The sequence below is a fragment of the Desertivibrio insolitus genome (assembly GCF_017355965.1).
GTDB lineage: Bacteria > Actinomycetota > Actinomycetes > Actinomycetales > Microbacteriaceae > JAFIQW01.
Map to the genome: position 1 here is coordinate 175,861 of NZ_JAFIQW010000002.1, position 24,507 is coordinate 200,367.

20 protein-coding genes, 1 tRNA gene and 1 other RNA gene are annotated in these 24,507 nt (G+C 70.7%); 17 read left to right on the plus strand and 5 right to left on the minus strand.

Features of this window, described 5'->3' with window-relative positions:
• The first annotated feature begins 15 nt into the window (after window positions 1–15).
• The 5 genes from JUB10_RS04915 to JUB10_RS04935 all read left to right on the plus strand — a co-directional run bounded on the left by JUB10_RS04915 (window position 16) and on the right by JUB10_RS04935 (window position 5,585).
• Window positions 16–1,449, plus strand: coding sequence for a GH1 family beta-glucosidase (locus JUB10_RS04915; protein ID WP_207454567.1), 1,434 nt, complete (start codon window positions 16–18; stop codon window positions 1,447–1,449).
• Between the two features lie 158 nt (window positions 1,450–1,607).
• Complete coding sequence (locus JUB10_RS04920) at window positions 1,608–2,837, plus strand: multidrug effflux MFS transporter (RefSeq protein ID WP_207454568.1); 1,230 nt, start codon at window positions 1,608–1,610, stop codon at window positions 2,835–2,837.
• A 52-nt stretch (window positions 2,838–2,889) separates the two neighbouring features.
• Window positions 2,890–3,570, plus strand: a complete 681-nt coding sequence (locus JUB10_RS04925) for a phosphatase PAP2 family protein (RefSeq protein WP_207454569.1) — start codon at window positions 2,890–2,892, stop codon at window positions 3,568–3,570.
• Between the two features lie 101 nt (window positions 3,571–3,671).
• On the plus strand, window positions 3,672–4,967 hold the full coding sequence (locus JUB10_RS04930; RefSeq protein ID WP_207454570.1) for a saccharopine dehydrogenase C-terminal domain-containing protein: 1,296 nt from the start codon (window positions 3,672–3,674) through the stop codon (window positions 4,965–4,967).
• A gap of 15 nt (window positions 4,968–4,982) precedes the next feature.
• Window positions 4,983–5,585 carry a nitroreductase family protein gene (locus tag JUB10_RS04935; protein WP_307859098.1) on the plus strand — a complete coding sequence of 201 codons (603 nt, stop codon included), beginning with the start codon at window positions 4,983–4,985 and terminating at the stop codon, window positions 5,583–5,585.
• 121 nt (window positions 5,586–5,706) lie between these two features.
• Here the strand turns inward: JUB10_RS04935 and nagA are convergent, their stop codons facing one another.
• Window positions 5,707–6,834 carry an N-acetylglucosamine-6-phosphate deacetylase gene (gene nagA / locus JUB10_RS04940; RefSeq protein WP_307859099.1) on the minus strand — a complete coding sequence of 376 codons (1,128 nt, stop codon included), beginning with the start codon at window positions 6,832–6,834 and terminating at the stop codon, window positions 5,707–5,709.
• Between the two features lie 50 nt (window positions 6,835–6,884).
• Here nagA and JUB10_RS04945 point away from each other — a divergent pair, with 50 nt between their 5' ends.
• Complete coding sequence (locus JUB10_RS04945) at window positions 6,885–7,049, plus strand: hypothetical protein (protein ID WP_207454571.1); 165 nt, start codon at window positions 6,885–6,887, stop codon at window positions 7,047–7,049.
• Window positions 7,050–7,237: 188 nt separating this feature from the next.
• Here the strand turns inward: JUB10_RS04945 and JUB10_RS04950 are convergent.
• Both JUB10_RS04950 and JUB10_RS04955 read right to left on the minus strand, forming a co-directional pair.
• Window positions 7,238–7,322, minus strand: a tRNA-Ser gene (locus tag JUB10_RS04950).
• Between the two features lie 147 nt (window positions 7,323–7,469).
• Complete coding sequence (locus tag JUB10_RS04955; RefSeq protein ID WP_207454572.1) at window positions 7,470–8,948, minus strand: SulP family inorganic anion transporter; 1,479 nt, start codon at window positions 8,946–8,948, stop codon at window positions 7,470–7,472.
• Window positions 8,949–9,072: 124 nt separating this feature from the next.
• On the opposite strand from JUB10_RS04955, the gene JUB10_RS04960 reads away from it, so the two are divergent.
• The 4 genes from JUB10_RS04960 (at window position 9,073) to JUB10_RS04975 (ending at window position 13,002) form a co-directional block, all read left to right on the plus strand.
• Complete coding sequence (locus JUB10_RS04960; protein ID WP_207454913.1) at window positions 9,073–9,441, plus strand: MerR family transcriptional regulator; 369 nt, start codon at window positions 9,073–9,075, stop codon at window positions 9,439–9,441.
• A 2-nt stretch (window positions 9,442–9,443) separates the two neighbouring features.
• Window positions 9,444–9,540, plus strand: an RNA gene (gene ffs / locus JUB10_RS04965) — signal recognition particle sRNA small type.
• 175 nt (window positions 9,541–9,715) lie between these two features.
• Window positions 9,716–11,806 (plus strand): phosphate acetyltransferase, encoded by a 2,091-nt coding sequence (gene pta / locus JUB10_RS04970; protein WP_207454573.1) that lies wholly within the window; start codon window positions 9,716–9,718, stop codon window positions 11,804–11,806.
• A complete protein-coding gene (locus JUB10_RS04975; RefSeq protein WP_207454574.1) occupies window positions 11,803–13,002 on the plus strand; it encodes an acetate/propionate family kinase in 1,200 nt (399 codons plus the stop codon). Before pta ends, JUB10_RS04975 begins: the two co-directional genes overlap by 4 nt.
• Before the next feature lie 152 nt (window positions 13,003–13,154).
• On the opposite strand, the gene JUB10_RS04980 is transcribed toward JUB10_RS04975, so the two are convergent.
• Window positions 13,155–13,355: a hypothetical protein gene (locus JUB10_RS04980; RefSeq protein WP_207454575.1), complete on the minus strand. Its 201-nt coding sequence runs from the start codon at window positions 13,353–13,355 to the stop codon at window positions 13,155–13,157.
• Between the two features lie 144 nt (window positions 13,356–13,499).
• Here JUB10_RS04980 and JUB10_RS04985 point away from each other — a divergent pair, with 144 nt between their 5' ends.
• From JUB10_RS04985 to JUB10_RS05015, 7 genes are all read left to right on the plus strand, one after another.
• Window positions 13,500–16,001, plus strand: coding sequence for a DNA polymerase III subunit gamma and tau (locus JUB10_RS04985; RefSeq protein WP_207454576.1), 2,502 nt, complete (start codon window positions 13,500–13,502; stop codon window positions 15,999–16,001).
• Between the two features lie 3 nt (window positions 16,002–16,004).
• Entirely contained in the window at window positions 16,005–16,604 is a 600-nt protein-coding gene (gene recR, locus JUB10_RS04990) for a recombination mediator RecR (RefSeq protein WP_207454577.1), read from the plus strand.
• An 11-nt stretch (window positions 16,605–16,615) separates the two neighbouring features.
• Window positions 16,616–17,365: an SGNH/GDSL hydrolase family protein gene (locus JUB10_RS04995; protein WP_207454578.1), complete on the plus strand. Its 750-nt coding sequence runs from the start codon at window positions 16,616–16,618 to the stop codon at window positions 17,363–17,365.
• Window positions 17,366–17,487: 122 nt separating this feature from the next.
• On the plus strand, window positions 17,488–18,201 hold the full coding sequence (locus tag JUB10_RS05000) for an SGNH/GDSL hydrolase family protein (protein ID WP_207454579.1): 714 nt from the start codon (window positions 17,488–17,490) through the stop codon (window positions 18,199–18,201).
• A 178-nt stretch (window positions 18,202–18,379) separates the two neighbouring features.
• Entirely contained in the window at window positions 18,380–19,477 is a 1,098-nt protein-coding gene (locus tag JUB10_RS05005; protein ID WP_207454580.1) for a hypothetical protein, read from the plus strand.
• A gap of 115 nt (window positions 19,478–19,592) precedes the next feature.
• A complete protein-coding gene (locus JUB10_RS05010; protein ID WP_207454581.1) occupies window positions 19,593–21,161 on the plus strand; it encodes a hypothetical protein in 1,569 nt (522 codons plus the stop codon).
• A 364-nt stretch (window positions 21,162–21,525) separates the two neighbouring features.
• Window positions 21,526–22,791, plus strand: coding sequence for an aspartate kinase (locus JUB10_RS05015; RefSeq protein WP_207454582.1), 1,266 nt, complete (start codon window positions 21,526–21,528; stop codon window positions 22,789–22,791).
• Window positions 22,792–23,127: 336 nt separating this feature from the next.
• Here the strand turns inward: JUB10_RS05015 and JUB10_RS05020 are convergent, their stop codons facing one another.
• Window positions 23,128–24,429: a UDP-glucose dehydrogenase family protein gene (locus JUB10_RS05020; RefSeq protein WP_207454583.1), complete on the minus strand. Its 1,302-nt coding sequence runs from the start codon at window positions 24,427–24,429 to the stop codon at window positions 23,128–23,130.
• Window positions 24,430–24,507 lie beyond the last annotated feature (78 nt).

A 24,507-nucleotide genomic window follows, 5' to 3' on the forward strand; every position in this document is an offset into this window, starting at 1 on the left:
GGGCAGGCCTCCGCCGTGACCGAGACCACCACCGGCTCGAAGGACTACCGCGACAGCGGCCTCGAATTCCCCGCCGACTTCCTCTTCGGCTCGGCGACCGCGTCGTACCAGATCGAGGGGGCGGCGACCGAGGACGGCCGCGGGCCGTCGATCTGGGACACCTTCAGCCACACGCCGGGCAAGATCGTCAATGGCGACACCGGCGACGTCGCCGACGACCACTACCACCGGTGGGAGTCGGACCTCGACCTCATGAAGGAGCTCGGGCTCGAGGCGTACCGCTTCTCCATCGCCTGGCCGCGCATCCAGCCGGATGGCTCGGGGCGCGTGAACGAGGCCGGGCTCGCCTTCTACTCCCGGCTCGTCGACGGGCTGCTCGAGCGCGGCATCCGTCCCGTCGCGACGCTCTACCACTGGGACCTGCCCCAGGCGCTCGAGGACGCGGGGGGCTGGACCAACCGCGAGACCGCGTACCGCTTCGCCGAGTACGCGGCCGTCGTCGGCGAGGCCCTCGGCGACCGCGTGCACACATGGACGACCCTCAACGAGCCCTGGTGCTCTGCGTACCTCGGGTACGGTTCCGGCGCGCACGCCCCCGGGCGCACCGAGCCGCTCGCGGCGCTGCAGGCGGTGCACCACCTCAACCTCGCGCACGGTCTCGCGCTGCAGGAGCTGCGCCGCGTCGTCACGAAGGCCGACGCCGAGTACTCGGTCACGCTCAACTTCCATGTCATCCGCGGCCACGACGACTCCTCGCCCGAGGCGATCCGCCGCATCGACGCGCTCGCCAACCGCGCCTTCACCGGGCCGATGCTCCGCGGGGAGTACCCCGCGGACCTGCTCGAGGACACCGCCGCGATCACCGACTGGTCGTTCGTGCAGCCGGGCGACCTCGACGTCATCCGGCAGCCGATCGACGTGCTCGGCGTCAACTACTACTCGACCGTCACGGTCAAGATGTGGGACGGCGAGAGCCCGCGGCAGAACGCCGACGGGCACAAGGACGTCGGCGGCTCGCCCTGGCCGGGCAGCACGGACGTCGAGTTCCTCGTGCAGGAGGGGCCGTACACGGCGATGGGCTGGAACATCGCGCCCGACGGGCTCGAGGAGCTGCTCGTCTCGCTGTCGGAGCAGTTCCCCGAGCAGCCGCTCATGATCACCGAGAACGGCGCAGCGTTCGACGACGTCGTCGAGGACGGGCGCGTGCACGACCCCGAGCGGCTCGACTACCTGCGTCGCCACTTCACGGCGGCGCACCGCGCGAAGCAGCGCGGCGTCGACCTCCGCGGCTACTTCGTGTGGTCGCTGCTCGACAACTTCGAGTGGGGCTACGGCTACACCAAGCGGTTCGGGATCGTGCACGTCGACTACGACACCCAGGTGCGCACGGTGAAGGACAGCGGCCGCTTCTACCAGGAGCTCATCCGCACGCGGCGCCTTCCCGAGTAGCAGGAGGGTCGGGCGGCGGCAAGCCGGTCGGCGGATTTGTTCCCAGAATGCACAAAATCCGCTTCCTGTACCGCCGTCCAGCGTTACGATGAGCAAGCGCTCCGCGCCTCTTCGGGCTTCCGCCGCCCGACCTCCCCTTCTCTCCGCCAGAGGAATCTGTGTCAACTGTTGTCCACCCGGGCGACGCTCTGTCCGTGCGCGAGCGCGCGACATACGTCATCGTTCTCGGTGCCCTGACCGCGCTCGGTCCCTTCACGATCGACATGTATCTGCCGGCGTTCCCGCAGATCGCCGCCGACCTGAACGCTCAGGAGGCGCAGATCCAGCTCACCCTGAGCGCGACGATCATCGGCTTCGCGCTCGGTCAGCTGCTCGTCGGTCCCTGGAGCGACAAGGTCGGCCGCCGCACGCCGCTCATCGTCGCGACGAGCGTGCACGTGGTCGCGAGCCTCGGCATCGCCCTCAGCCCCGACCTCACCTGGGTCATGATCTTCCGCGTCCTGCAGGGTGCCGGTGCCGCGGGCGGCGGCGTGGTCGCGATGGCGACCGTGCGCGACCTCTTCGGCGGCTACCCGCTCGTGCGGATGCTCTCGCGCCTCGCCCTCGTGGTGGGGCTCGCCCCGGTGCTCGCGCCCGTGATCGGCTCGCAGTTGCTCGTCGTCACCGACTGGCGCGGCCTCTTCGTCGTGCTCGCCGGCTACGCGCTCGCGATGATCATCGCCGCGTTCTTCCTCATCGTCGAGACCCTGCCCGCCGAGCGGCGCCACGGCGCCGAGGGGGCCACGACGCTCGACCGCTACAAGCACATCCTGGGCGACCGCGTCTTCGTCGGTGTCGCGATCGTCGCGGGCATGGTCTTCTCCGGGCTGTTCGCCTACCTCAGCTCGTCGTCGTTCCTGTTCCAGGAGATCTACGGCCTCGACGCGCAGCAGTACGGCATGCTCTTCGCGATCAACTCGGTGGGCGTGCTCATCGGCACCCAGACGAGCGCGCGCCTGCAGAAGTTCATCGGCCCGCAGTGGATCCTCGCCGCCACCACCGCCACCCAGCTCGTGGCGTCGCTCGCGATCGTGGCGCTCGACCAGGCGGGAGCGCCGCTCGGTGCCATCCTCGTGCCGCTGTTCTTCTTCATCATGTCGTGCGGCTTCAGCTTCCCCGCCACGCAGGTGCTCGCCCTCGTCAACCACGGCCGCGAGGCCGGCACCGCCGCGTCGCTCCTCGGCGCGATGAACTTCGGTCTCGCCGGGCTCGTCTCGCCGATCGTCGGGTTCTTCGGCATCACGAGCGCGGTCCCGATGGGCGGCGTCATGGCCGTCGCCGCGGCGGTCGCGATCGCCGCGCTCTGGTTCATCGTGCAGCCGAAGACCGTGCCGCCGCTGGCCAAGTAGCATCCGGCGATCGCCCAGCTACCGCGCTCGTCCTCCGGGTTAGCGTGAGGGGATGACCGATCTCCGCCAGCGCGAGCAGGCTGCCAAGGACGTCTCCCGGCGGTGGCCGCTCGTCAGCGCGGGCGTCGCCCTCGTCGCCGTGATCGTGCTCGGCGTCGTCATCACGCTGCGGCAGGGCGAGATCGGCGTCGACAACGCGTTCCTCGAGGAGATCGTCGAGCACCGCAACCCCGCCTGGGAGGTGCCCTCGCGCCTCATGGACTTCCTCGGCGCCGGATGGTTCGGGGTCTTCGTGCTTCCGATCGCGATCATCGCGTTGCTGGTGGCGCTCCGCCGCAGGACGGCCGCGCTGTACTTCCTGATCTCGGTCGCCTCGAGCGCCGCGCTCGTGCAGGTGCTCAAGCACACGTTCGGTCGCGCCCGCCCCGACGACATCCTCGTGACGAGCGACTTCGGCTCGTTCCCCTCCGGGCACACCGCGAACGCGGCGACGACCGCCGTCGTGCTCGGCATCGTCTTCGCCCGCGCCTGGGTGTGGATCGCCGGCGCCCTCTACACGGTCGCCATGGCGCTGAGCCGCACCTACCTCGGCGCCCACTGGCTGAGCGACACGATCGGCGGTGCACTCGTCGGCGTCTGCGTCGCGCTCATCGTGTGGGCGCCGTTCGCGCACCGGCTGCTGAAGGAGAACAGGGCGAGGCGAGGCTACGGCTTCCGTCCGGCGACGGAATGACCCGAGTTCTGCTCATTCCGCAATCGAAGCAGTAGCAGAAGGGCCGTCAACGCTGCGGAATCAGTAGCGCAGCGGATGCCACGGTCGCTACAGTCGGGCTCATGCGAATCCTCCTCGTCGGTGCCGGCGGCGTGGGTGACGCGATCGCCAAGATCGCCGCCCGCCGCGACTTCTTCGAACTCCTCGTGATCAGCGACTACGACGAGACGCGGGCGGTGCGCACCCTCGACTGGGTCCGTGAGCGGCACGGCGAGGAGGTGGCCGCCCGGTTCGCGACCGCTCGGATCGACGCGTCGGACGCCGACGCGGTGGCATCCGTCGCCCGCGAGTTCAGTGCGACGCACGTCATGAACGCGGTCGAGCCCAAGTTCGTGCAGACGATCTTCGCCGGCGCGCTCGCGGCGGGCGCCGACTACCTCGACATGGCGATGAGTCTGTCCACCCCGCACCCCGAGCGGCCGTACGAGGAGCCCGGGCTGAAGCTCGGCGACGAGCAGTTCGCCGCGGCCGCGGAGTGGAAGGCGCAGGGCCGGCTCGCCCTTGTCGGCATGGGCGTCGAGCCCGGGCTGAGCGACGTCTTCGCGCGGTACGCGGCCGACCATCTGTTCAGCGAGATCGACGAGCTCGGCACCCGTGACGGCGCAAATCTCGTCGTGCGCGACGAGGAGGGCAACGAGATCTTCGCGCCGTCTTTCAGCATCTGGACCACGATCGAGGAGTGCCTCAACCCGCCCGTCGTGTGGGAGAAGGGCCGAGGCTGGTTCACGACCGAGCCGTTCAGCGAGCCGGAGGTGTTCGACTTCCCCGAGGGCATCGGCCCCGTCGAGTGCGTCAACGTCGAGCACGAGGAGGTGCTGCTCATGCCCCGCTTCCTCGACGCGAAGCGGGTCACGTTCAAGTACGGGCTCGGCGCCGAGTTCATCGGCGTGCTGAAGACGCTGCACCAGTTGCACCTCGACTCGACGACGCCGATCCGGGTACGCAGCGCGAACGGCCCGGTCGAGGTCGCGCCGCGCGACGTCGTGGCGGCGGCGCTGCCCGACCCCGCTACGATCGGACCGCGGATGACGGGCAAGACCTGCGCCGGCGTCTGGGTCACCGGCACCGGCAAGGACGGCGAGCCGCGCGAGGTGTACCTCTACCACGTGAGCGACAACGAGTGGACGATGGCCGAGTACGAGGCCCAGTGCGTCGTGTGGCAGACCGCGCTCAACCCGGTCGTCGCCCTCGAGCTGCTCGCGACCGGGCAGTGGGCGGGCACGGGCGTGCTCGGCCCCGAGGCGTTCCCGGCCGACGTGTTCCTCGAGCTCATGGCCCGCCCCGTCGCCGACGGCGGCTACGGTCAGCCGTTCGGACTCGAGGAGCGCACGCCGAAGAGGAATACCGCTCGGGTTTGAGCCGTTGATCTGCGCGTGAATCACGCGAAGACCGCCGCCACCTCCGTTCCGCTCCACCCGCTGCTCGCCGAGCGCTGGAGCCCGCGTTCCTTCGACCGCCAGTACCCGCTGACCGAGCGTGAGCTGCTGCCGCTGCTCGAGGCTGCCCGCTGGTCGCCGAGCGCCAACAACTCGCAGCCGTGGCGGTTCGCCCTCACCCTTCGCGGCAGCGCGGAGTTCGACGCGATCGTCGAGACCCTCGCCGCGGGCAACCGGGCGTGGGCGGATGCCGCGTCGGCGCTCGTCGTCGTCGCTGCCGAGACCGCGGGGCCCGACGGCTCGCCGCGCCCCTGGGCGACCTACGACACCGGGCAGGCGGCCGCGCACCTGAGCGTGCAGGCCGAGTACGAGGGTCTCGCCGTGCACCAGATGGGCGGCTTCGACCGCGACGCGCTCGCCGACCTGCTCGACGCCCCCGCCGCCGTCACCCCGCTCGTCGTGCTCGCGATCGGCCGCCGCGCCACGGCGGACGGACTCGCGGAGCCGTTCCTCTCGCGCGAGCTCGCGGCCCGCACCCGTCGCCCCGTCGAGGAGCTGCTGCTCGGCGTCGACGCGCGCGCCGAGGAGTCGGCGGCCTGACGGGCGGCTGAGTCCCGATCTTCGCGGCGACTCCCGAGCGGATCTGCTCGGGGGTCGCCGTTCTCGTCCGGTCCACCGAGGCGCTCGGGCGGCGGCGATAGGGGGGCGCCCGCGCAGTTGGTCAGGCGAGGCGCTCGCCCGCGCCCCACACCGCCCGCACCGTCCAGTCGGTGTCGAGCCGCACGGCATCCGCGGGGTAGTCGACGGCGAGCAGCCCGAGCTTCTCGCCCAGCGCGCGGGCCGGGGTGAGCGTGAGCGCGGTCACCGCCGCGACCGGGTCGATGCCCGACGCGAGCGCGAGGCGGAGCGCCGCGTCCTGCGTCAGCGTCGATCCGGCGATGGTGTCGGTGCCGGCGATCGTCGCGCGGCCGCTGTCGACCACGACGTCGGCCGAGCCGAGCCGGTACCGCCCGTCGTGGGCGCCCGCGGCGGCCATTGCGTCCGTGATGAGCGCGACGCGACCCGGCGCCGCGGCGAGGGTGACGGCGGCGAGCTCCGGGTCGACGTGGATGCCGTCGAGCACGAGCTCGAGGGTCACGCGCTCGTCGCGCAGGGCGGCGACCACGGGACCCGGTGCTCGGTGATGGATGCCCGGCATGGCGTTGTACGCGTGCGTCAGCAGGGTGGCGCCGGCGTCGAAGGCGGAGCGGGCGGTCGCGGCGTCGGCCTCGGTGTGCCCGACCGCGACGGCGACGCCCGCGTCGACGAGCAGCCGGATGACGTCGAGCGCGCCGGGCAGCTCCGGCGCGACGGTCACCTGGCGGAGGGTGCCGCGGGCGGCCGCGAGCAGCGCCTCCGCGGCACCCGTCGTCGGCGGCACCAGATGCTCGGGGGAGTGGGCGCCCTTCCTGGCGGGCGCGAGCCAGGGGCCCTCGAGGTGCGAGCCGAGCACGAGGGGGTCCTCGGCGGCGAACTCCGCGACGGCGGCCAGCGAGCGCTCGAGGTCGGGGAGCGGGTTCGTCACGAGGCTGATCACGCTGCGGGTGGTGCCGTGCGAGCGGTGGACGGCGAGTCCCGCGCGGATCGCGTCCGTCCCGTCGTCGACGGAGGCGCCGGCCCCGCCGTGCCCGTGCAGGTCGACGAAGCCCGGGGTCAGGGTGTCGCCGGCGAGGTCGACGCGCTCGGAGGCATCCGGCCGCTCGTCGCCGCTGCCCGTGGCGGTGATCGTGCCGCGGTCGACGAGCATCCAGAAGTCGTCGACGATGCCGTCGGCGTCGAGCTTGCGGGCGCCGTGGAAGAGCGTGCTCACGCGGTGAACGCTACCGGTGGGCGTGCAGGAGGGGCGCCTAGCGTGGAGGCATGCTCCGTCTCATCGTCGCCCTGCTCGTCGTCTGGCTCGTGCTCACGATCGTGGGCTTCCTTATCGAGGGGCTGCTGTGGCTCGCGACGATCGCTCTCGTGCTGTTCGCAGTGACCGCGATCTGGGGCTGGCTCAAGCGGAAGCCGCGCGCAGCCGGCCGCTAGGGTGGCTGCACTGGTGAGACAAGAGACGAGTACGTCTCTCTAACTGCGGAGGATGGGGGATTCGCACCCCGGATGACGGCACAGCGCTTTCACCCTGCGCGCCATCAGTGCTAACTGCGGAGGTTGGGGGATTCGAACCCCCGATGACGGCACAGCGCTTTCGCCCTGCGCGCCATCAGTACTAACTGCGGAGGATGGGGGATTCGAACCCCCGAGGGCTTTCACCCAACACGCTTTCCAAGCGTGCGCCATAGGCCACTAGGCGAATCCTCCTGGTTGGAGCGACCTACAGCCTACCGTCTGTCAGGCGTGCTGCCGACCGCGCCGGTCGCCGCGAGCAACGGCGGTGCCCAACGGAGGAGATTCCGACCGTTCCGGTCGCTTGTCGACCGGAAACGCCCGATTCTCCTCCGATACGGCTCACTCGCCGCCGCCGAGCTGCCCCGCCAGCCGCCCGTGGAAACTGCTGCTCGCGTCGTTCATCCCCGTCACGGTGACGCTCTTGCCGAGCCGCTCGTACTTGGTCGTGATCGCGTCGAGGGCGGCGACGGTCGAGGCGTCCCAGACGTGCGAGCGGGAGAGGTCGATCTCGACCCGGTCGGGGTCCTCGGTGTACGAGAACTGGTGGGTCAGGTCGTTGCTCGAGGCGAAGAAGAGCTCCCCGTCGACGAAGTAGCGGGCCGTGTCGCCGTCGACGACGCGGGTCACGCGCGTGAAGTGCGCGACGCGACGCGCGAACACCACCATCGCGGCGACGACGCCGACGAGCACGCCGATCGCCAGGTTGTGGGTCGCGACGACCACGGCGACCGTCGCGAGCATGACGAGGGTCTCGCCGAGCGGCATCCGCTTCAGAGTCGACGGACGGATGCTGTGCCAGTCGAAGGTCGCGACCGACACCATGACCATGACCGCGACGAGCGCCGCCATCGGGATCAGGGCCACGACGTCGCCGAGCGCGACGACGAGGATCAGCAGGAACACGCCCGCGAGGAAGGTCGAGATGCGCGTTCGCGCGCCGGACGCCTTCACGTTGATCATCGTCTGGCCGATCATCGCGCAGCCGCCCATGCCGCCGAAGAGCCCCGACAGCACGTTCGCGGTGCCCTGGCCGAGCGACTCCCGCGTCTTGTTCGAGCCGGTGTCGGTGATGTCGTCGACGAGCTTTGCGGTCATCAGCGACTCGAGCAGTCCGACGAGCGCCATCGCGAGGGCGTACGGCGCGATGATCGAGAACGTCTCGAGGGTCAGCGGCACCGACGGCAGGAAGAACTCCGGGAGCGTGCGGGGCAGCTCGCCCTGGTCGCCGACGTTCGGCACTGCGATGCCGGCGACGAGCACGGCCGCGGTCAGCAGCACGATGGTGACGAGCGGAGCCGGAACGACCTTCGTCAGCCGGGGGAGCGCGACGAGCACGACGAGCCCGACGGCGACGAGCGGATACACCGCCCACGGCACCCCGAAGAGGTGCGGCAACTGGGCGAGGAAGATCAGGATCGCGAGCGAGTTGACGAAGCCGACCATGACACTGCGCGGGATGAAGCGCATGAGCCGCGCGACGCCGAGCGCACCGAGCGCGAGCTGGAACACCCCGGCGAGGATCACGGTCGCGAGGAAGTAGTCCATCCCGTACTCGCGCGCGACGGGGGCGATGACGAGCGCGACCGCGCCGGTCGCGGCGCTGATCATCGCGGGGCGCCCGCCGAGCACGGCGATCGTCACCGCCATGACGAAGGAGGAGAAGAGCCCGACGCGCGGGTCGACCCCGGCGATGATCGAGAACGAGATCGCTTCAGGGATCAGCGCGAGCGCGACGACGAGCCCGGCGAGCACCTCGCGGGTGAGGATGCGCGGCGAGCGCAGCGCCGACGCGACGGTCGGGGAAGTGGTGGTGGGCACGACGCCTCCTGGATGAGGGGCGCCGTCGGCGCCCGAGGGAATCGGGCGCGCGTCATCGCGCGAGAGAATGAGGGGGGTGGTCCAACTCTACCCTGACGTAAGGGTAGAGATGAAGGAGAGACGGATGCCGCAGGCCGGGCTCATGCACATCGGTGAACTCGCCGAGCGCACCGAGTTGTCGCTCCGCAGCATCCGGCACTACGACGAGGTCGGTCTGCTGAAGCCGGCGGGCCGCACCGAGGGCGGGTTCCGTCTCTACACCGAGGACGACTTCGACCGGCTCATGCTCATCCGGCGCATGAAGCCCCTCGGCTTCTCGCTCGAGGAGATGGCCGACCTACTTCGCGTGATCGACACCGGCGCGGATGCCGCGGCGATCGAGCACTTCATCGACCAGACCGTCGAACGCCGGGCGAAGCTCCAGCGGCAGCTCGAGATGGCGGACGAGTTCCTAGCTCTGCTCAGAAGCCGCCTCGACGAGCCATTACACTGATCAGCGGCTCCTCACGTGGCGCCATCCAGGCCAACTCCCCCAGGGCGGAAACGCAGCAAGGGTAACCGGGCTCTGGCGGGTGCGTGAGGGGTCTTTTCTTTTGCCCTGCCCCGGATGCCTCGTGCCCGACGTGAATGTGCAGTAACTGCTGACCTGCGTCCGCGGAATCGACAGTTGCTGCGCCGGCAGATGCGGGCCGGGCCCGGGAGAGGGGTTCCCGTCTCTCCGAAAATGCCCCGCTGGCATCCAGCCGCCGCTCAATAGGCTGGCTGCGATGGCTACGAGCGTCTACATCACGTCCGCCGAGGGGCACTCGGGCAAGTCCTCGATCGCACTCGGCGTGCTCGACACCCTGAGCCGCGACGTGCCGCGCATCGGCGTCTTCCGCCCGATCGCCCGGTCGACCCAGGAGCGCGACTACGTGCTCGAGCTGCTGCTGCAGCATCCGGCGGTCGACCTCGACTACGACGAGGCCGTCGGCGTCAGCTACGAAGACGTGCACGACGACCCGGATGCCGCGCTCAGCCGCATCGTCGAACGGTTCAAGGCCGTCGAGCGCAAGGTCGACACGGTCGTCATCGTGGGCAGCGACTACACCGACGTCGGCAGCCCCACCGAGCTCTCCTACAACGCGCGCATCGCCGCGAACCTCGCCGCCCCCGTGCTGCTCGTGCTGACGGGACGCAAGGTCGACGAGACCGGCGGGCGCACCGCCGACGAGATGCGGCAGATCGCCGAGCTGTCGTTCCCCGAGCTCGCGAACGAGCACGCGCAGGCGCTCGCCGTGGTGGTCAACCGCGCCGACCCGGAGCACCTCGACGAGATCGTCGCCGCGACCACGCAGGCGGTGGGCGGGCTCCCCGTCTGGGCCGTGCCCGAGGACCCGTACCTCGTCGCGCCGACGATGCGCGCGATCATGCAGGCCACCGACGGCCACCTCGTGAAGGGCGACGAGGAGCTGCTGCAGCGCGAGGCGCTCGGCGTCGTCGTCTCGGCCATGAGCATGGAGAACGTGCTCGTCCGGCTCACCGAGGGCGCCGTCGTCGTCATCCCGGGCGACCGCAGCGAGGTGCTCGTCGCGGTGCTGCTGGCGAATTCGTCGGGCACGTTCCCGACCGTCGCGGGCATCGTGCTCAACGGCGGCTTCGAGCTCTCGCCCACGATCTCGCGCCTGATCGAGGGTCTCGGCGCCGACGTGCCGATCATCTCGACCGACCTCGGCACCTACCAGACGGCTACGAAGATCACCCAGACCCGCGGACGGCTCGCCGCCGACTCGCAGCGCAAGCTCGACACGGCGCTCGCTCTGTTCGAGAAGCACGTCGACCGCCGCGCCCTCGTCGAGGCCGTCGGCGCCGGCACCTCGACCGTCGTCACGCCGCTGATGTTCGAGTACGAGCTGCTCGAGCGCGCCCGGGCCGACCGCAAGCGCATCGTGCTGCCCGAAGGCAGCGACGACCGCATCCTCCGCGCCGCGTCGACCCTGCTCAGCCGTCAGGTCGCCGACCTCGTGATCCTCGGCGACGAGACCGAGATCCGCGCCCGCGCGACCGGGCTCGGCATCGACATCTCCGGCGCCCAGGTGCTGAGCCCGTTCGATCCCGAGCTGCGCGAGCGCTTCGCCGTCGAGTACGCCCGCCTCCGCGCCCACAAGGGTGTCACCGTCGACTTCGCCCGCGACGTCGTGACGGATGTCTCGTACTTCGGCACGATGATGGTGCACCTCGGCCTCGCCGACGGAATGGTCTCGGGCGCCGCTCACACGACCGCGCACACCATCCGCCCGGGCTTCGAGGTCATCAAGACCAAGCCCGGCGTGAGCGTCGTGTCGAGCGTCTTCTTCATGGCGCTCGCCGACCGGGTGCTCGTCTACGGCGACTGCGCCGTCGTGCCCGACCCCGACAGCGCCCAGCTCGCCGACATCGCGATCTCCTCCGCGGGCACCGCGGGGCAGTTCGGCATCGACCCCCGCGTGGCGATGCTGTCGTACTCGACCGGCGAGTCCGGCTCGGGCGCCGAGGTCGAGAAGGTGCGCGCCGCCACCGCGCTCGTGCGGGAGCGGCAGCCGCAGCTGCTCGTCGAGGGGCCGATCCAGTACGACGCCGCCGCGGATGCCGCGGTCGCGCGCACCAAGATGCCCGACTCCCAGGTCGCGGGCCGCGCCACGGTGTTCGTCTTCCCCGACCTCAACACCGGAAACAACACGTACAAGGCGGTGCAGCGTTCCGCCGGCGCCGTCGCGATCGGGCCGGTGCTGCAGGGCCTCAACAAGCCGATCAACGACCTCTCGAGAGGGGCGCTCGTGCGCGACATCGTGAACACCGTGGCCATCACCGCGATCCAGGCGCAGGGACCCACCGCGTGAGCGCGGTCCTCGTCGTCAACTCCGGGTCGAGCTCCTTCAAGTACCAGCTGATCGAGGTCGAGACCGAGACGGTGCTGGCATCCGGGCTCGTCGAGCGCATCGGCGAGGAGCGCGGCGCCGCGAAGCACACCAACGCGGTGACGGGGGAGACCCGCTCCCGCGACGGCGTCGCGGTGCCCGACCACACGACCGGGTTCCGGGTGATGCTCGACGCGTTCGCCGAGCAGGGCCCGTCGCTCGCCGAGCACCCGCCGGTCGGCGTCGGCCATCGCGTCGTGCACGGCGGCTCCGTCTTTTCGGATGCCACGATCGTCGACGCCTCCGTGGAAGACCGCATCGAGGAGCTCTCGGCGCTCGCGCCGCTGCACAACCCGGCGAACCTCGAGGGCATCCGCGCGGCGCGCACCGCCTTCCCCGACGCGCCGCACGTCGCCGTCTTCGACACCGCGTTCCACCAGACCCTGCCGCCGCGGGCGTACACGTACGCGATCGACGCGAAGCTCGCCGAGCAGTACTCGGTGCGCCGCTACGGCTTCCACGGTACGAGTCACAAGTATGTGTCGGAGCAGGCCGCGGCGTTCCTCGAGCGGCCGCTCGAGGAGCTGCGCATCATCGTGCTGCACCTCGGCAACGGGGCATCCGCCACCGCCATCAGGGGCGGCCAGTCGATCGATACGTCGATGGGGCTCACGCCGCTCGAGGGCCTCGTCATGGGCACCCGCTCCGGCGACGTCGACCCCGCCGTGCTGTTCCACCTGCACCGCGTCGCCGGCATGGACTTCGACGAGCTCGACACCCTGCTCAACCGGCGCAGCGGCCTGCTCGGGCTCACCGGCAAGGGCGACATGCGCGACGTGCAGGATGCCGCGTCGCGCGGCGACGAGGTGGCCGAGGCCGCCCTCGACGTCTATCGCCACCGGCTGCGCGGCTACATCGGCTCCTATGTCGCACACCTCGGCGGCCTCGACGCGCTCGTCTTCACCGCGGGCGTCGGCGAGAACAACGCCCTGCTGCGGCGTCGCACGCTCGCGGGGCTCGAGTTCCTCGGCATCCACGTCGACAACGACCGCAACGAGCTCGCGGCCAAGCAGCCGCGCGCGATCTCCCCGGACGGCTCGCCCGTCTCCGTGCTCGTCATCCCCACGAACGAGGAGCTCGAGATCGCGCGTCAGGTGGTCGGCGTCACCGCGTCCTGAGTCTGCGCCGGCCTCTCGCCGGGCCACCGAAGAGGAGCTCGCCGAGCTCGAACCCCTGGTCGGGCGGCGGCGCGAGCAGCGCGTGCTGTAGCCCTTGGAACGACTGAGGGGCGGATGCCTCGCGGCATCCGCCCCTCCCGTAAGTCGAACGGTCAGCGCTTGCGGCGCTCCACGACCCGCCAGAACAGCCGGTCGGCCATCATGCCCGCGGAGCTGCCGAGGCAGAGCCCGAGGGTGATGCCGAGCGCCGGGTTTCCCGCGGCCCAGCCTGCGACGGCGCCCGCCGAGAAGCCCAGCGACAGGCCGGGGGCGAGGAGCGCGGGGAGCTTGCGGGGCTGCACCGTGGTGGTCACGATCGCGATGCTAGGGCGGCGCGCCCCCGTCATCCGGGAGCCGAAGACCCCCAAAGAGCGGGGTGGCAGCGGACGCGCGGAGCCCGTATGCACGGGTTTCCCGCAACCCGAGCCGATGTCGCCCCCGGCGCTTATCCTTGCTGCGTGGTCACCGCCCTCTATCGCCGATACCGTCCGGAGACGTTCTCCGAGCTCATCGGTCAGTCCCAGGTCACGGACCCGCTGCGCACGGCGCTGAAGTCCGACCGGGTGAACCACGCCTATCTCTTCAGCGGGCCGCGCGGGTGCGGCAAGACGACGTCCGCGCGCATCCTCGCGCGCTGCCTCAACTGCGCGGAGGGCCCCACCGACACCCCGTGCGGCACGTGCCCGAGCTGCGTGGAGCTCTCCCGCGCCGGCGGCGGCTCGCTCGACGTCGTCGAGATCGACGCCGCGAGCCACAACGGTGTCGACGACGCCCGCGACCTGCGCGAGCGCGCGGTGTTCGCGCCGGCCCGCGACCGCTACAAGATCTTCATCCTCGACGAGGCCCACATGGTCACGCCGCAGGGGTTCAACGCGCTGCTGAAGATCGTCGAGGAGCCGCCGGAGCACGTGAAGTTCATCTTCGCGACGACCGAGCCCGAGAAGGTCATCGGCACGATCCGCTCCCGCACCCATCACTACCCGTTCCGCCTCGTGCCGCCGGCGCAGATGCTGGCGTACACGCAGGAGCTCTGCGACTCCGAGGGCATCACCGTCGACGCCGGCGTGCTGCCGCTCGTCGTCCGCGCGGGCGGGGGCTCGGTGCGCGACACCCTCTCCCTGCTCGACCAGCTCATCGCCGGGTCGGAGGGCACCACCGTCTCGTACGAGCGGGCCGTCGCCCTGCTCGGCTACACGCACGGCGCCCTGCTCGACGAGGTCGTCGACGCGCTCGGCTCCCGCGACGCCGCCGGTGTCTTCGGCGCGGTCGACCGCGTCATCCAGACTGGACAGGACCCGCGCCGCTTCGTCGAGGACCTCCTCGAGCGGCTGCGCGACCTCATCATCGTGGCCGCGACCGGCTCGAGCGCGGCATCCGTGCTCCGCGGCATCCCGCAGGACGAGCTCGACCGCATGCAGACGCAGGCGGCGAACTTCGGCTCGGCCGAGCTCAGCAGGGCGGCGGATGTCGCCAACACCGCGCTCACCGAGATGACCGGCGCCACGAGCCCCCGCCTGCACCTCGAGCTCATGGTCGCGCGCATGCTCGTGCCCGCTAGCGACGAGACCGAGCGCGGTGCCCTCGCCCGCGTCGAGCGCCTCGAGCGCCGCGTCGGCGTCGAGGGTGTCGGCGGCGCTCCGTCGGGGGCTGCTTCGCTGGGTGGTGCGACCTCCGCGCCCGGCGGTCGAGTGGCCGGCGACGCCCCCTCCGGCGGTCGAGCAGCCGGCGACGCCGGCGTATCGAGGCCCGGCACCCCCGCGACCAGCCGCCCCGCCGCCACCGCCCCCTTCCCGACGGCCCCGTCCGAACCCGGCATCCCCGGCGCTCCGGAGCCGTCGTACCCGGGCCCGAGCGAGCCTTCGCCCTTCCCGGCGCCGGACCCGATCCCGGCCCCGCAGCCGATGCCGACCCCGGCCGAGCCGAACCCGACGCCGCCCGGACGCGACCCGATCCCCGAGCCGGAGACCGAGCCCGCCCCGAGCGGCGCGCACCGCACCGACCAGGGCGTCGCCCCCGAGGTGCAGGCGACCCCGCAGGCGCGGCCGACCGACCTTCGCGTGGGCGACGTTCCGGCCGGCGCGCCCGTCACGCTGCAGCAGATGAAGGACTCGTGGCCGCAGGTGCTCGAGTCGATCGAGCGCGCCAGGCGCACGGCGTGGCTCGTCGCCGTCACTGCGACCGTCCGCGACCTCAAGGAAGACGTCCTCACGCTGACGTTCCCGAGCGACCGCGACGTCGAGGAGTTCAAGAAGCCCCAGGGCGCAGGCGAGAGCGTCAGCGAGTACGTCCGCCGCGCGATCATCGAGGTGCTCGGACTGCGCGTGCGCTTCATCGCCCGCGCAGACGGCCCCGGCGCGCGCGCTCCGCAGCAGGGCGCTCCTGCTCAGACCCGCCCCGCGGTGGATCGGCCTGCAGCGCCCGAGCGCGCGGCAGCGCCCGCCGCGGACCGCGCTCCGGCCGCTCCGGCCTCGTCCGGCGGTCGCGCATCCGGTGACGCCGCCTCCTCCGGCGGTCGCGTAGCCGGCGACGCCGGCGCATCGCGACCCGGTACCTCGCACGGCTCCCGCTCCGGCACCCGAGGACCTCAGCAGCGCACGCAGAGCCGCCCGGTCGACGACGTCCCGCCGCCGACCGACGACGACGCCCCGCCGACCGACGACGACTGGGCGGTCGTCGCGATCCCGGGAGCGGACGAGCCCGTGCCGGCCGCCCCCGAGTTCGCGGCGCCGACGACGGTCGCCGCGCCCCCGGTCGCGGCGCGCCCGCAGGCATCCGCCCCCGCCGTCGAGAGCAGGGCGGCGGCCGCCGAGCGCACCGCACCGCCCCAGGAACGTCCGGCCCGCCCCGCCATGGAACGCAACCGTTACGGCGAAGCCGTCGTGCGCGAGATCCTCAGCGCGAACTTCATCGAGGAGCAGCGGCTGACCCCGTCGGTCGTACCCTCGCCGGCGGCCGAGTAAGGCATGTACGAAGGCATCATTCAGGAGCTGATCGACGAACTCGGTCGGCTGCCCGGCATCGGACCGAAGTCCGCCCAGCGCATCGCGTTCCACATCCTGCAGACCGAGAGCTTCGACGTGAAGCGTCTCGCCGAGGTGCTGCTCGAGGTGCGCGACAAGGTGCGGTTCTGCGAGATCTGCGGCAACGTCGCGCAGGAGGAGACCTGTGCGATCTGCCGCGATCCGCGCCGCAACCACACGACGATCTGCGTCGTCGAGGAGGCGAAGGACGTCGTCGCCATCGAGCGCACCCGCGAGTTCCGCGGGCTGTACCACGTGCTCGGCGGAGCGATCAGCCCGATCGACGGCGTCGGCCCCGACGACCTCCGCATCCGTCAGCTGATGACGCGACTCGCGGATGCCTCGGTGACCGAGGTCATCATCGCGACCGACCCCAACCTCGAGGGCGAGGCGACCGCGACCTACCTGACACGGCTGCTCTCCACGCTCGGCGTGCGCGTCACGCGGCTCGCGAGCGGCCTGCCGGTCGGCGGCGACCTGGAATACGCTGACGAGGTGACCCTCGGCCGGGCGTTCGAAGGGCGCCGGGTCGTCGAAGCCTGACCCGGAGCCCGATGAGAACCCGACTCGCCGCCGCCCTGCTGATCCCCGCCCTAGCCCTGATGTCGCTGACCTCCTGCACCACGGACCTCCCCGACGACGGCACCGCCACCGTGCCGCCCGCGGGATCGCCCGCGCCGACGACGGATGCCTCGCCGGGCAGCGAGCAGACGATCGCCGTCGCCTTCCTCGGTGACAGCATCACGTCGGGCTTCGGTGACATCGACTACGGCAACATCTGGCCGCTCATCGTCAGCCGCGAGTACGGCTTCCAGTTCGAGCAGTTCAGCGTCGCGGGCACCGGCTACGTCGCCGTCAACGAGTCCAACGACTTCGCCTCGCGGGTGCCGGCGATCCTCGAGGCGGAGCCCGACGTCGTAGTGATCGCGGGCGGGACGAACGACGTGTTCTACCCGCAGGAGCAGGTAAAGACGGCCGCCGCCGACGTGCTCGACACGCTGCGCGAGGGCCTGCCCGACGCGCAGATAGTGCTGATGAGCGCCTTCTTCCAGCCCGCGCTCATCGAGGGTTCCCTGCCCGACGGCAGGCCCATCGCCGACGTGGTCGACGAGCAGACGTCAATGCTGGAGCAGCTAGCGGAAGAGCGCGACATCCGCTTCATCGACACCCGCCCGCTGTTCGAGGGGCGCGACACCTCGGGCCTGATCCTGCCCGACGGGGTGCACCCGAACAACGCCGGCCACGAGCTCATCGCCGAGTACCTCGGGCCGCTATTGGCGGAGGCGATCGCGGTCGAGCAGTAGCCGGAGCGCCGGTTCAGGTTCGGCCACCACGGGTCCAATACGCTGACGCGTACCGCGGGCACCCGGCGCCCGACGATCGACCCGACCGGAGCCCGATGCGAGCCCGTTCAGCACGCGTGGCGATGCCACTCGTCGCTGCGCTGCTGATCGCGGGATGCTCGACGGAGATGCCGATGGCGGCCTCGGTCACCGCTCAGCCGGTGTCGTCCCCGGCGCCGGTCGCACGGACCGTGCCCGAGCGGTCGCTCTCCGTCGCGTTCGTCGGCGACAGCATCACCGAGGGCTTCGGCTTCATCGACTACGACCGAATCTGGCCGGCGCGGGTCTGCGCCCAGTACGGCTGGGAGTTCCAGCAGTTCAGCTCGGGAGGCACCGGCTACGTCGCGGTGGGGGAGACCGATATCTTTGCCAGCAGGATCCCTGCCATCGTGGCAGCGCGCCCCGACGTCGTCGTACTCGCCGGAGGCACCAACGACGTCTGGTATTCGCAGAGCCGGCTGCAGGCGGCGGCGGCGGGCATGATCGCCACGCTTCGATCCGAGCTACCCGAAACGCAGATCATCCTGTTGAGCGGGTTCCTGCAGCCGAAGTACGTCCACGGCAACCGCCCGGACGGACGTGAACTCGCTGACGTGATGCAGGAGCAGACCGACATGCTTCATGCCCTCGCCGTGCAGCACGAGCTGCATTTCATCGACACGCGGCCCCTGTTCCAGGTGCCCGAGGTCGGGCGCTACGTGCTGAACGACGGCATCCATCCCAACAACACCGGACACGCGCGGATCGCCGAGCAGTTGGGTCCGTTGATCGCCGAGGCGATCGCGGAGGAGCACTGACCCACCGCGTTCGTGACCGAGTGTCCCCCGAACGGGGGCCAACATCGATTGAAGGGTGCGCCTAGACAAAAACTTGTACCCCGTGCAATGCTCGAAACGGACGCAATGCCTTCGGGGGGAGGTGAGGCGCATGGGGGACGCTGCATCCCGCAGCACGTGCGCAGTGGTACGAGTCGCGTTGATCGCGCTCGTGATCGGCCTTTTCTGGGTCGCGCTGTCCCTCGTGCTCTCCGCCTCGCCGGCATCCGCCACCGAGCCCCGGTCGGGACTGCTGGGGGACGTCACCGACACGCTTGAGGACACGGCTGAGGAGACCCGCGGAGCCGTCGACGCGGTCGTGGCCCCTGTCGTCGAGCCGGTGAAGCCGGTCGTCGAGAACGTGACGAAGCCCGCGCAGGCAGTGACCGCGCCAGTTCAGGCGGTGACGAAGCCCGTCGTCACCGAGGTAGTCCAGCCCGTGGCCAGGCCGGTCGTCACCGAGGTCGTCGAGCCCGTTGCGAAGCCCGTCGTCCGCGAGGTCGTGAAGCCTGTCGCGGACGTCGTGGACCGCACCGTCGACGGCACCGGCGACCTCGTCATCGGCGTGACGGACGGCACCTCCGACCTGCTCGACGACGTCCTGCCGCTCGACCGGCTCACCGATCCGGTGGCCGAGCTGCCCGCCGATCTCGGCGGGGTGCTCGACGGCGTGCTCGACGAGACCGGCGACGTCGTGGCCGAGCTGCCCGGCGAGGTCGTGGAACTGCCGGGCAGGGTCATCGACCTGCCGGGCGGCGTCGTTGACGTGCCCGGCACGATCGGCGACCAGCCGGGCGTGATCGTCGACGGCCCCGACGGCGAGCCCCTGCCGGGCGCCGTCGTTCCCGGCCGCGACGGAACGAACGCGGTCACCCGCCCCGGTTCCAGCCCGGCGACGGGACTCGACGTGGCAGCTCCGATGCTCGCCGTTCCGGCACCCGCGCAGGCGCCGCTGGGCTCTGCGGCACCCTTCCGCATCGCAACCGCCATCGCCGTTCCGCTGAGCTCGTCGGCGCAGCACTCGGTCGCGACGCTTTCGGACCGGGCGGTGCAAGCGCCCGCCGGATTCGCCTCCGACGGTGTCGCCGGCGGCGACGTCACGGATGCCTCGGCGGGCTCGACCGCGGCATCCGGTGCTCCTGTGGCCGTGACCGGCGCCTGGGCCTCGCTGCGGCTGCTCATCGACTTCAGCCCCGTCCTCGCGGACGACGAGCTGCCGACCGTTCCTACTTTCGAATCCGTCGCCACTCCTGACTGAGTCCGGCGCGGCCGCGTTCCCACGCGGCATGCGCTGACCACCGCCGTCCGGCGGTGGGACGACTCGAACGATCAGGAGTAGGACTGTGAACAGATTCTTCACGCGGGGTCTTTTCGTGACCCTTGCGACCGGGGGACTGATGTTCCTCGGAACCACGGCGGCGAGTGCCGCCGAGGGAGACGGGCTGGATCTCCTCGGAGACGCCGGTGCCGTCGTGGAAGCCGTCGTCTCGGTCGACGACACGGTCGACGTCACCGCCGACGCGGTGCTCGACCTCGGAGGTGCCGGGGAGGCAGCCGACGTCGTCGCCGACGTGGACGTCACCGTGGGCGGCGACGACACGCTCGCGGATGTCGAGGCCGACGTGTTCGTGGACGACCTGCTGGGTGACGGCCAGCTCGTCGACGACACCGTCGTCGACGAGAACGTCACCGTCGGTGGCGAGGACACGCTCGCCGAGGTCGACGCCGACGTCGTCGTCGACGACCTGCTCGGCGAGGGCAGCGCGCTGGACGACACCGTCGCGGATCTCGATGTCACGGTCGGCGGCGCGAGCGATGCTCCGCTGGTCGACGCGGACGCCGACGTGACGATCGGCGGCGAGGGCGACTCCGGCCAGGTCGACGGTGTGGTCGGTGACCCGCTGCTCGACACCGAGCTCGACCTCGGTGTCGGAGGCGAGGACGCTCCGCTCGTGGACGCGGACGTCTGCCTGGTGATCGGCGCGACCTGTCAGGGCGCGGGGACGGGCACCGATGGCGGCCTCGTCGACGGCGTGATCGACGTCGTGGTCGGTGGCGGCGCCACTCCCGTGGTCGACACCGACGTCGACGCTGTGATCGGCCGCGACGGCTCGCTCGTTGACGGTGACGTCTGCCTCGTGCTGCTCGGCACCTGCGGCGATGGCACGACGGGTGGTGCCGGCGACGGCATCCTCGACGGTGACGTCGACCTCGGTATCGGCGGCGGCGGCGCGGGCGAGACCCCGATCTTGGATGGCGAGGTCGACCTCGGGGTCGGCGGCGACGGCTCGCTCGTCGACGGTGACGTCTGCCTCGAGATCCTGGGCGAGTGCACTACCGAGACCGGCGGCAACACCGGCGGTGGAATCATCGACGGTGACATCGACCTCGGTGTCGGCGGCGACGCCGAGACCCCGATTCTCGACGGTGACATCGACCTCGGTATCGGCGACGGCGACGGGAACGGCCCGATCGTGGACGGCGACATCTGCCTCGTGATCGGTGGCAGCTGCACCGACGGTGACAACGGCCCCGGCACTGACCCCGGCACTGACCCCGGCACTGACCCCGGTACTGACCCGGGTACGGATCCTGGCACTGACCCCGGCACGGATCCTGGTACTGACCCGGGCACCGATCCCGGAACTGACCCTGGTACGAACCCCGGCACCGTTCCCGGTACCGACCCGGGCACTGACCCCGGTACCGACTCGGGCACGGCCCCTGGCACGGACGGCAACCACACCGACGGCACCGACACCACGGTCGCTGCCGGCACCGTGGCGGCGCTCGGCTCGGACGACGACTGGACCGGCCGCGGCACCACCGGAGGTGAGCGTCTCGCCTACACCGGCACGGATGCCACCGGCTGGGCGGTCTTCGCAGGTCTCCTGCTCGCACTCGGGCTGGCGCTTCGCCGCCGCGGAGTGCGCATCGAGTAGGGGAACACGGCGGGGGAGCGGAGCCGTTCGGGTCGGTTCCGCTCCACCCGGTGTCTCGCAGCATCAGCTGAGGCGCGGAGCCGTTCGGGTCGGCTCCGCACCGCCAGGCGCGAGACCCCGATGAGCCCGGAGCGACCATGGGGGGCGCTCCGGGCCGTCGGCCTGCCCGGCGACCGGCGGCCGAGTAGCCGCGCAGCGGCGTATCGAGACTCAGCGCCCGAGGCCGGGAGAGGTGCCATGGGAACGGATGCCGCAGCGGCATCCGTAATACAAGGAGACGGGTCGCGGAGGCATCCGCCTCGCGGTCTACACTTGACGGGGCCCTCAGGGGGCCTCCATCCCCGTGTACCAGCAGGAGTCGTGCGTGAGCCTGATCGTGCAGAAGTTCGGCGGCTCATCGGTTGCCGACGCCGAGAGCATCAAGCGCGTCGCCAAGCGGGTCGTCGAGACCCGCAAGGCGGGTCACGAGGTCGTCGTCGTGGTCTCCGCGATGGGTGACACCACGGACGAGCTGCTCGATCTCGCCAAGGAGATCGTTCCCATCCCCGCCGGGCGCGAGCTCGACATGCTGCTCACCGCGGGTGAGCGAATCTCGATGGCGCTGCTCGCGATGGCCATCCGCAGCCTCGGCATGGAGGCCCGGTCGTACACCGGCAGCCAGGCCGGCCTCATCACGGACGCCCAGTACGGCAGCGCTCGCATCGTCGACGTGACCCCGGGGCGCGTGCGCGACGCGCTCGACGCCGGTGCCATCGCAATCGTCGCCGGCTTCCAGGGCTTCAACCGCGGCACCGGCGACATCACCACTCTTGGCCGAGGCGGCTCGGATACGACCGCCGTCGCGCTCGCCGCGGCTCTCGGCGCCGACATCTGCGAGATCTACACCGACGTCGACGGCGTTTTCACGGCCGACCCCCGCGTCGTGCCCAAGGCCCGCAAGATCGACCGCATCTCGAGCGAGGAGATGCTCGAGCTCGCGGCGGCCGGTGCGAAGGTGCTGTACATCCGCGCGGTCGAGTACGCCCGCCGGCACGGGGTGACCCTGCACGTGCGGTCGTCGTTCAATAACAGCGAGGGCACGTACGTCGTGACCTCCAACGAGGAGCAGAACGTGGAAGAGCCCATCATCTCCGGCGTCGCCGCGGACCTCAGCGAGGCGAAGATCACCGTCGTCGGCGTTCCCGACGTTCCGGGGAAGGCGGCAGAGATCTTCACGATCGTCGCGAAGACCGGCGCCAACATCGACATGATCGTGCAGAACGTGTCCGCCGCGGCGACCGGCAAGACCGACATCTCCTTCACCCTGCCGAAGTCCGAGGCGCAGACCGCGATGACGGCGCTCAACGCCGAGAAGGCGAGCGTGAAGTTCGACTCGCTGCAGCACGACGACCAGATCGGGAAGCTCGCGGTAGTCGGCGCCGGCATGCGGACGAACGCGGGCGTGTCTGCCCGCCTGTTCCGCGCGCTCAGCGAGGCTGGCATCAACATCGAGATGATCTCGACGAGCGAGATCCGTATCTCGGTCGTGACCCGCGCCGACACTGTCAATGAGGCTGTTCGCGTCGTGCACCGCGCGTTCGACCTCGACGGCGAGGACGAGGCGAAGGTCTACGCGGGAACCGGGCGCTAGAGCGCGGTCAACGCGACAAGCCGCCGGAGTTCTGTCGGCGAGCACCCGCCCGTTCCCGCATTACGAAGCGGCACTTCGTGTGGTGGCGCTCGACGCGCTCCAGCCATTGCAAGCGAAATCCCCGCTGGCGAAACCGTCGCCCCTTCCGCGACGCCACCTGCCGACGAGGTGATCGACCAAGGAGCTTCGCCCGCGTCGCCACTCGCTATGACGCATCAGGCAGGCGGTCCGCGTAGTGCCCCCGGCGTTCGGCCTTCACGGTGACAACTGCGGTCCGCTTGGAAAGCGCGCGTGAGCTACCCGCGTCGGTTGCTGCTCCGGGCTGAGCGTACGTGATCAGGGACGGCCGAGGGCGCGGTAATGCCAACCCGCCGCTCGCCACGCTTCCCGGTCCAGACAGTTGCGCCCGTCCAGAACATGGGCGCCCGAAACCAGGGTCTTCACGTGACTCGGATCGAGCTGCCTGTACTGCTTCCATTCCGTCAGAACGACGACTGCGTCTGCGCCGCGCAGCGCTTCCTCGGTGTCCTGGACGTAGACCAACTCCGGGTGCTTCTTACGCGACGTCTCGATCGCCTCCGGGTCGGTGGCGACGACGTCAGCTCCCAGCTCCGAAAGGCGCGCGGCGACGTCGAGCGCCGGCGACTCTCGGACATCGTCGGAGTCCGGCTTGAACGCGAGACCGAGCACGGCAATGCGCTTCCCCTCCACGTTCCCGTCCAGCACCTCGACCGCCAGATCGACCATCCGGGCCCGCCGCCGAAGATTGATGGAGTCCACGTCGCTGAGGAACTTGAGTGCCTGATCCACACCTAGTTCTTCGGCCCTCGCCATGAAGCCCCGGATGTCCTTCGGGAGGCATCCGCCGCCGAACCCGAGGCCCGAGTTGAGGAATCGGCGCCCGATCCGAGCGTCGTGCCCGATGGCGTCGGCCAACTGAGTCACGTCGGCGCCGGTCACCTCGGCCACCTCTGCCATGGCGTTGATGAACGAGATCTTGGTGGCAAGGAATGCGTTCGCCGCGACCTTCACCAATTCCGCCGTCGCAAGGTCGGTCACGATCCGGGGTGTCCCCGCGCTCAGGGCTTCCGCGTAGACCTCGTCGAGCAGCGGCGCTGCCGTTTCGTCGCCGTCGGTGACTCCGTACACGAAGCGATCGGGCGTCAGGGTGTCCATGATCGCGAAGCCCTCTCGGAGGAACTCGGGGTTCCACGCCAGGCGCGCGCCCGCTGCCTCGATGCGCTCCGCGAGCCGCGCCGCCGTGCCGACGGGCACCGTCGACTTGCCGACGACCAGATCACCCGGACGAAGGTGAGGAAGCAGACCGTCGACGGCTGCGTCGACGTAAGTGAGGTCGGCGGCATAACTTCCAGGCTTTTGAGGAGTCCCCACAGCGATGAAGTGCACCTTCGCGCCGGCGGCCTCGCCCGCGTCGGTCGAAAAGCGCAGCCGGCCGGTTGCCCCCGCCTCGGTCAGGAGCTCGGGAAGCCCGGGCTCGAAGAAGGGGGGACGGCCTGCCGCCAGCAATTCGATCTTCGTTTCGTCGACGTCGATGCCGACGACTTCGTGCCCCAGCTTCGCCATGGAAGCCGCGTGGACGGCACCTAGATAGCCGCACCCGATGACGGAAATTCGCAATGTCGCTCCTCTAACCGCGTGCAAGCGTATAGAACGCGAGACGGTGCGACGAACACCCCTCTTCACGGCACGGCTATC

Excerpts from the sequence above, each read along its gene's own strand:
- JUB10_RS04960 (WP_207454913.1), top strand. The coding sequence starts at position 9,073 with ATGCCGCAGGCCGGGCTCATGCACATCGGTGAACTCGCCGAGCGCACC.
- JUB10_RS05000 (WP_207454579.1), top strand. The coding sequence starts at position 17,488 with ATGCCACTCGTCGCTGCGCTGCTGATCGCGGGATGCTCGACGGAGATG.
- pta (WP_207454573.1), top strand. The coding sequence starts at position 9,716 with ATGGCTACGAGCGTCTACATCACGTCCGCCGAGGGGCACTCGGGCAAG.
- JUB10_RS04925 (WP_207454569.1), top strand. The coding sequence starts at position 2,890 with ATGACCGATCTCCGCCAGCGCGAGCAGGCTGCCAAGGACGTCTCCCGG.
- JUB10_RS04930 (WP_207454570.1), top strand. The coding sequence starts at position 3,672 with ATGCGAATCCTCCTCGTCGGTGCCGGCGGCGTGGGTGACGCGATCGCC.
- recR (WP_207454577.1), top strand. The coding sequence starts at position 16,005 with ATGTACGAAGGCATCATTCAGGAGCTGATCGACGAACTCGGTCGGCTG.
- JUB10_RS04995 (WP_207454578.1), top strand. The coding sequence starts at position 16,616 with ATGAGAACCCGACTCGCCGCCGCCCTGCTGATCCCCGCCCTAGCCCTG.
- JUB10_RS04945 (WP_207454571.1), top strand. The coding sequence starts at position 6,885 with ATGCTCCGTCTCATCGTCGCCCTGCTCGTCGTCTGGCTCGTGCTCACG.